A 6,465-nucleotide genomic window follows, 5' to 3' on the forward strand; every position below is an offset into this window, starting at 1 on the left:
CATGGCCGACGACAGTTTCGAGCTCTTCGACCTTCGCGTCGAGGCGGTCATCCCCGAGGGTAAGCCGATCTATTGCGGCGCCAGAGCGGGCGATTATTTCGAGCTCAAGGGCGAGATGCTGTCGCTGCCGGCCGGGCAAGGCTTTTCGATCTATTCGATCGCGGCCGTGTTGCCGCTCCTGGCGGCCAAGCAGCGCCCGACGCACGCCAATGACTGGATGACCTCTGATGCCGAGATCGCCTGTCCCGATCCCAATTGCGCCAGCCGCCTGCGGATCGTCAGGCTGGCCAGGCGGCGGTTCAGCCATGCCGAAACCACGGCCGTGCCCCTGCCGAAGGAGACCGACAAGCGATGAGCGCCAGGACCGTCGAACTCAGCCCCGGCTACACGATCTCGCGCGTCATCCGCGGCGGCTGGCAGCTCGCCGGTGGCCATGGCGCCATCGACCGCAGCCAGGCAGTGACCGACCTGATCGCCACTTTCGATGCCGGCATCTGGACCTATGACTGCGCCGACATCTACACCGGCGTCGAGGAATTGATCGGCGCCGCACGCCTGCGGCTGGCCAGCGAGCGCGGCCTCGATGTCGCGGCCAGGATGAAGGTGCACACCAAGCTGGTGCCTGACCTCGAACGGCTGGCCAGCATCAGCCGCGACTATATCAGGGGCATCGTCGATCAGTCGCTTCGCAGGCTCAAGACCGAGCGGATCGATCTCGTGCAGTTTCACTGGTGGGATTATGACCAGCCTCGCTATGTCGATGCGATGGGCTGGCTCGACGAGCTTCGGCTGGAAGGCAAGGTGCGCAATCTCGGCACCACCAATTTCGATACGCCGCGTCTGGCCGAAATCCTGGCCGCAGGCATTCCGCTGGTCAGCCAGCAACTGCAATATTCGGTGCTCGACCAGCGGCCGGCAAACAGCCTGGCGGGCCTCGCCGCGAAGAACGGTGTCAGCTTCCTCTGCTACGGCTCGGTGGCCGGCGGTTTCCTCAGCGACAAATGGCTTGGCGCGGCCGAGCCAGCCACGCCGCTCGAAAATCGTTCGCTGGTCAAATACAAGCTGATCATCGATGATTTCGGCGGCTGGGATCTGTTCCAGTCCCTGCTCAAGGCGCTGAAAGCCGTCGGCGATCGCCACGGCGTCGACATCGCCACCATTGCTTCGGCTTGGGTGCTCGAACAGCCGCAAGTGGCCGCCGTCATTGTCGGCGCCCGCAACCAGGCGCATGCGCTGGCCAATGCCAAGATCATGGACGTCGCGCTCGACGCGGAAGACCGGGCCAGGATCGCCGCGGTGCTCTCGGAAAGCCGCGGCCTCGAGGGCGATGTCTACACGCTGGAGCGAGATCGTCATGGCCGCCACGGCTCGATCATGCATTACAACCTCAATGCGGGGAAGAAATGAGCGGCAAGCCCTCCCTCTTTTCGCGTGCCAGCGCCGAAATCATCGAGCTGCATCGCTTCTTCGTCGACTGGTTTGTCGCAGCGCGAGCCGACGCTGTGGAGTTCGGCCGCTTCGAGGCCGTCATGGGTGAAGGCCTCACCATGGTCGCGCCGAATGGCCAGATCCTCGATCGCGCCGCGGTCGTCGACCATGTCCGGACAAGCCGCGCCACTTGCGACGAGGGTTTTGCCATATCGATCGAGGATATCAGGCCGGGTTGGCAGGACGCGAACACGATCGTTGTCTTCTACATCGAAGCGCAGCTGCGCGCCGGCAAGCACAGTCGCCGGCAGTCCAGTGCTGTCTTCACCACCAGTTCATCGGCGCCTAACGGCGTCGAATGGCGGCATCTGCATGAGACCTGGCTGCAGGCGCCGGAAGGCTGAACAGGCAAAGTTTCAGTTGAGAAAAGGGGAACAGCAATGAAAATGAAAAAGACAATACTTCAATTCACCACCGCACTGGCTCTCGTGACGATGGCCGGCGCCGCACACGCAGCAGACTGCAAGATCACCGTCGGCCTGGTCATGGAACTGACCGGACCGGCCGGCGAATACGGCCAGGCCGGCGCGAAATCGGTCGAGATGGCCTTTCGCGACATCAACGAAGCCGGCGGTGTGCGCGGCTGCGACCTGGTGACCGACACGCGCGACAGCCAGAGCCAGGGCAATATCGCCGTCGACGCCGCGACCCAGCTGGTGCAGGTCAAGAAGGTGCCGGTGATCATCGGCGGCATCATCTCCTCGGTGTCGATCCCGATTTTGACCTCGGTCACCGGGCCGGCCAAGATCGTCCAGGTCTCACCGGCTTCGTCCTCGCCGACGCTGACCGCACTTGGCCGCGACGGCAAGACCAACGGCATCTTCTTCCGCACCATCACCTCGGATGCGCTGCAAGGCGTCGCCGCCGCCAAATACGCCATCGACAAGGGCTTCAAGAAATTGTCGATCATCCACGTCAACAACGACTTCGGCGTCAACATGGTGGCCGAATTCTCGCGCGCCTACAAAGCGCTCGGCGGCACCATCGTCTCCGATACGCCTTACAACGAGAAGCAGTCGAGCTACGCCTCGGAAGTGACGGCGGCGATGGGCGGCGAACCGGACGGGCTCTATCTCGTCAGCACGCCGGTCGACGGCGCAACGGTCGCCCGCACCTGGATTTCGCAAGGCGGCGTGCAAAAATTCCTGCTCAATGACGGCATGAACAGCCCCGACTTCATCGAGTCCGTCGGCGCCGATTATCTCAAGGATGCCTATGGCACCTCCTCGGGCACCAGCCCGACGGCCTCGACGGAGTATTTCACCAAGAACTACAAGGCGTTTTCCGGTATCGAACCGTCGAACCCGGCGGCCGACCGTTCCTACGATGCCGGCGCCATTGTCGGCCTCGCCATCGCCATTGCCGGCTCCGAGGATCCGGCCAAGATCAAGGACGCCATGTACAAGGCGGTCGATCCGGCCGGTGCACCGATCTATGCCGGCAAGGACGAGTTCGCCAAGGCGCTCGGCCTGATCAAGGACGGCAAGCCGATCCGCTACGAAGGTGTCATCGGCCCGGTCTCCTTCGACAAGTATGGTGATATCACCGGCCCGTTCCGTCTGTGGAAGATCGTTGACGGCAAAGTGACGACGGATGGTGAAATGACTACCGACGACGTCAATGCATTGCAGGCGAAGCTGCAGTAAGGCACAGGCACCTTGTCCGGCGCATTCGATCCTCGAGATCAGCGCCGGACAACGCGCGGCGGCGAGAGAGCCGAAAGCGCAAATTCTGCGGGCCTTTCGTCCCGCCCGCCACATCGCCTGCGGTCTTCTATCCGACCCACCACGATGCAGCGGAACAAGACCGTCTTCGAGAATGTGAACCGAAGGTGATCGCATCCGCCTTGCCTTGACGTTGAGCGCCGCGTAGGTCGCGGCGCCGTTGGAGCGTTGACGGTACTTCTCATGATCGCTTGAACGCGCCCTCGGATAACTCCCTTCGCGCAGAAATCGTCCCATTGATCCCGGCAGTGTGGGTGAAACCTCAAAATATTCTACGCAGATCAATCTGACGGTACTTTTGACGGGACTTTTCATACGAGGCTCAGCGTCCGCGAAAAGTACCGTCACGGATTTTCGGGCCTGACAGTCCTTTTTTCAGGTCAGCGTTTTGAAATATATAAAGAAAATCGCCCGCAGATGACGGTTTTGCGTTGGCGGTACTTTGGCAAATTCCGGCAAGGGCGAAGGCTGGGGCGCGGGCGAAGCTCGAGACACGGGTAGTCCGTGCTGACGGACAGAAGTAGTGGCATCGGGGTGGGCCAACTGTCACTGCCGCTGCTGTACGACGCCGCGCTGCAAACGCTTTAAGGCGAGAATCTGGTCTGAGAGACGGATTTGTGGAGTGGCCGCGGTCCCAACCATTAACTGTTTGCAAACTTGCACGTTGACGCCTCCTCTTCGGAAGAGTTAATAATCTCTTAATTTAGCACTCTCTAAAAACTCGTGATCAGCAACCAACGAGTAGATGGTGCAATTGGGGTAGGGAGACGCAAGGCGGCGATTTATGTCACCGCGAGCTATTATCATCATCGAACCGCCATCCGTCTGTAAACGGCCTTGCTAGTCGGGCTCGTCGTGAGGCGGCAGGCTTGTGGCGGCTTGGATGATGCGCTGACAATAGACGGCCAGGAGTTTCTGACAGGGAGCAGTTTGTCTTTCAGTGCGGTCGGTGAACGGATGTGGGGGCATCTGTGTATGGGTAAAGGGGGGTTGAATGGCGTCTTCTCAAATCACCGACGGCAACGGGGCTGTGAAGTCGCTTTGCGATACGCCACAGGCCGGCGATGACGCCTCCAGTTTTTCCGAAGATGCGACCATCCCCATTTGCACTCTCCTTGCCGTCGTTTCTTTCGATGTGTTGAGCAAGGATTTAGTTGGAATCGCGCTTTGCTCTGGCGATGATGAGTTTTCTACCTCGACCAATAGGAAGAAATCCGCTGTTGTCTGCGAAAGTTCAGCGCGCACCAGTCTGTGTTTGCCGAACTGGCGGGCTTGGGCGTTTGGCATTGGTACACATGTCATTGGTCTGAACGCGAACTCATTTGGTCTGGCGCTCTCGCCTGGGATCAAGCCGTTTGTCGGCGGAGGCGAACTTACCCTCACAGATTCACAATTTTTGAGCGACGCCGCTGCAAGCGGCGGGTCGATGTCGACACTTCTTGATCGACAAGAACAATTGGCAAGGTAGGGGACTGGGCATGGCGACGACCATTGGCACAAGCAGCGACGACAATCTGGTCGGCGGCAGCGGCGACGACGTGCTGTCGGGGGGCGCTGGAAGCGACCGGCTGAATGGCGGGTCAGGCGCCGATACGCTCGATGGAGGCAGCGGTTTTGATGACCTTCTGGGCGGATCAGGCGCTGACGTTCTGATCTTCCGGGCCTATGAGAACCAATACAAGCTTGGGAGCACCTACGTTGCGGGATCAGGCGGATTGCCCGGCACTCTCGCCGGCGGCACCGTCTACGACAACGGAGCCGCTCAGAGCGGCAGTTCTTTTGGCGGATACGACAACTACGATGGCGGAAACGGCTCGGCCAAGGGCGGAACCGGGGAGATAGACACCCTTAAGATCTACGTCAGCGTCCAACAAAGCAATGACGCCGCATTCATGCATGCGCTGAACGACGAGATCAACTATTTCAATACGGTTTGGTATCCGGCTCACAGAAATCAGCAAACGCTGCAGGCTGATCAGTCACTTTACCAGTTCAAGAGCATCAACCTGAAGGTCAGTGCGGTCGAGACGATCGCCCCTGTGACGGTCGACAACACGACAAATCATGGACCGATAAACACTGTCCCCCTTGTGGCACAGATCGCGACCGAGGACACGACAAAAGCGATCGGGGGAATATCTGTCGCGGATTCCGACGGCGGGCTACTAACGACGACGATCTCGGTCAATCACGGTACGCTTACGGTGACGTCCGGGCCAGGCGTCACACAGAACGGGACGAATTCTGTCATCATTGCGGGTACATCGGCGCAAATCAACGCCGTGCTCTCTAATCTGACGTATAAGGCAGTGCCGGACTATAATGGTGCGGACAACCTTACCATCACGACTTCGGACGGGTTGGCGACCGACACGGACACCGTAGCGATTACCATCAATGCCGTCAGCGACATCGTCGCCGATACGGTCACCACCAATGAAGACACCGCCATCACCTTCAACCCGGTAAGCGGGGCCAACGARGTCTCGGGCGCCGACAATTTCGAGGGCAGCGCGCAGATCACCGCCATCAACGGCAGCGCGATCACCGTGGGCGGGCCGGCCATTGCTGTCAGCCACGGTTCGGTCACCCTCGGCGCCGGCAATRCGCTCACCTTCACCCCGGCYGCCGACTACAACGGCCCAGCCGTATTTTCCTACACCGTCACCTCTGGCGGCGTCACCGAGACCGCCAGCATCTCCGTCACGGTCAATGCCGTCAGCGACATCGKCGCCGATACGGTCACCACCAATGAAGACACCGCCATCACCTTCAACCCGGTAAGCGGGGCCAACGAAGTCTCGGGCGCCGACAATTTCGAGGGCAGCGCGCAGATCACCGCCATCAACGGCAGCGCGATCACCGTGGGCGGGCCGGCCATTGCTGTMAGCCACGGTTCGGTCACCCTCGGCGCCGGCAATACGCTCACCTTCACCCCGGCCGCCGACTACAACGGCCCGGCCATGTTCTCCTACACCGTGTCCAACGGCGGCGCCGACGAGACCGCCAGCATCACCATCAACGTCACCAGTGTGAACGACGCGCCGGACGGCACCGACAATTCGAAGACCATCAACGAGGACGGGACCTACACGTTCGCGGCGGCCGATTTCGGCTTCACCGATGCCAACGACAGCCCGGCCAACGCCCTGGCGGCGGTGACGATCACCACGCTGGCGAGCAACGGCGTGCTCAAGCTGAGCGGCGTCGACGTGACGGCAGGCCAATCAATCGCGGTCGCCGACATCGGCAA

General features: G+C 60.8%; 6 protein-coding genes. All 6 read left to right on the forward strand.

Annotation, left to right across the window (positions count from 1 at the left end):
- Nucleotide 1: 1 nt before the first annotated feature.
- Nucleotides 2–355, forward strand: a complete 354-nt coding sequence (locus tag AC1DZ8_RS32095; RefSeq protein ID WP_477306934.1) for a TIGR04076 family protein — start codon at nucleotides 2–4, stop codon at nucleotides 353–355.
- A complete protein-coding gene (locus tag AC1DZ8_RS32100) occupies nucleotides 352–1,407 on the forward strand; it encodes an aldo/keto reductase (protein ID WP_477402301.1) in 1,056 nt (351 codons plus the stop codon). Before AC1DZ8_RS32095 ends, AC1DZ8_RS32100 begins: the two co-directional genes overlap by 4 nt.
- Nucleotides 1,404–1,832, forward strand: a complete 429-nt coding sequence (locus AC1DZ8_RS32105; RefSeq protein WP_477306930.1) for a hypothetical protein — start codon at nucleotides 1,404–1,406, stop codon at nucleotides 1,830–1,832. Before AC1DZ8_RS32100 ends, AC1DZ8_RS32105 begins: the two co-directional genes overlap by 4 nt.
- A 42-nt stretch (nucleotides 1,833–1,874) precedes the next feature.
- Nucleotides 1,875–3,134, forward strand: coding sequence for an ABC transporter substrate-binding protein (locus AC1DZ8_RS32110; RefSeq protein ID WP_477307032.1), 1,260 nt, complete (start codon nucleotides 1,875–1,877; stop codon nucleotides 3,132–3,134).
- 1,072 nt (nucleotides 3,135–4,206) lie between these two features.
- Nucleotides 4,207–4,680, forward strand: coding sequence for a hypothetical protein (locus AC1DZ8_RS32115; protein WP_477306928.1), 474 nt, complete (start codon nucleotides 4,207–4,209; stop codon nucleotides 4,678–4,680).
- A 10-nt stretch (nucleotides 4,681–4,690) separates the two neighbouring features.
- On the forward strand, nucleotides 4,691–6,465 hold a 1,775-nt coding region (locus tag AC1DZ8_RS32120; RefSeq protein ID WP_477402303.1), incomplete at its 3' end, for an Ig-like domain-containing protein.

The organism is Mesorhizobium sp. P2_F7 (assembly GCF_056403695.1).

Bases quoted from the DNA above. Each gene is read 5' to 3' on its own strand.
- AC1DZ8_RS32095 (WP_477306934.1), top strand. From the start codon at position 2: ATGGCCGACGACAGTTTCGAGCTCTTCGACCTTCGCGTCGAGGCGGTC.
- AC1DZ8_RS32100 (WP_477402301.1), top strand. From the start codon at position 352: ATGAGCGCCAGGACCGTCGAACTCAGCCCCGGCTACACGATCTCGCGC.
- AC1DZ8_RS32105 (WP_477306930.1), top strand. From the start codon at position 1,404: ATGAGCGGCAAGCCCTCCCTCTTTTCGCGTGCCAGCGCCGAAATCATC.
- AC1DZ8_RS32110 (WP_477307032.1), top strand. From the start codon at position 1,875: ATGAAAAAGACAATACTTCAATTCACCACCGCACTGGCTCTCGTGACG.
- AC1DZ8_RS32115 (WP_477306928.1), top strand. From the start codon at position 4,207: ATGGCGTCTTCTCAAATCACCGACGGCAACGGGGCTGTGAAGTCGCTT.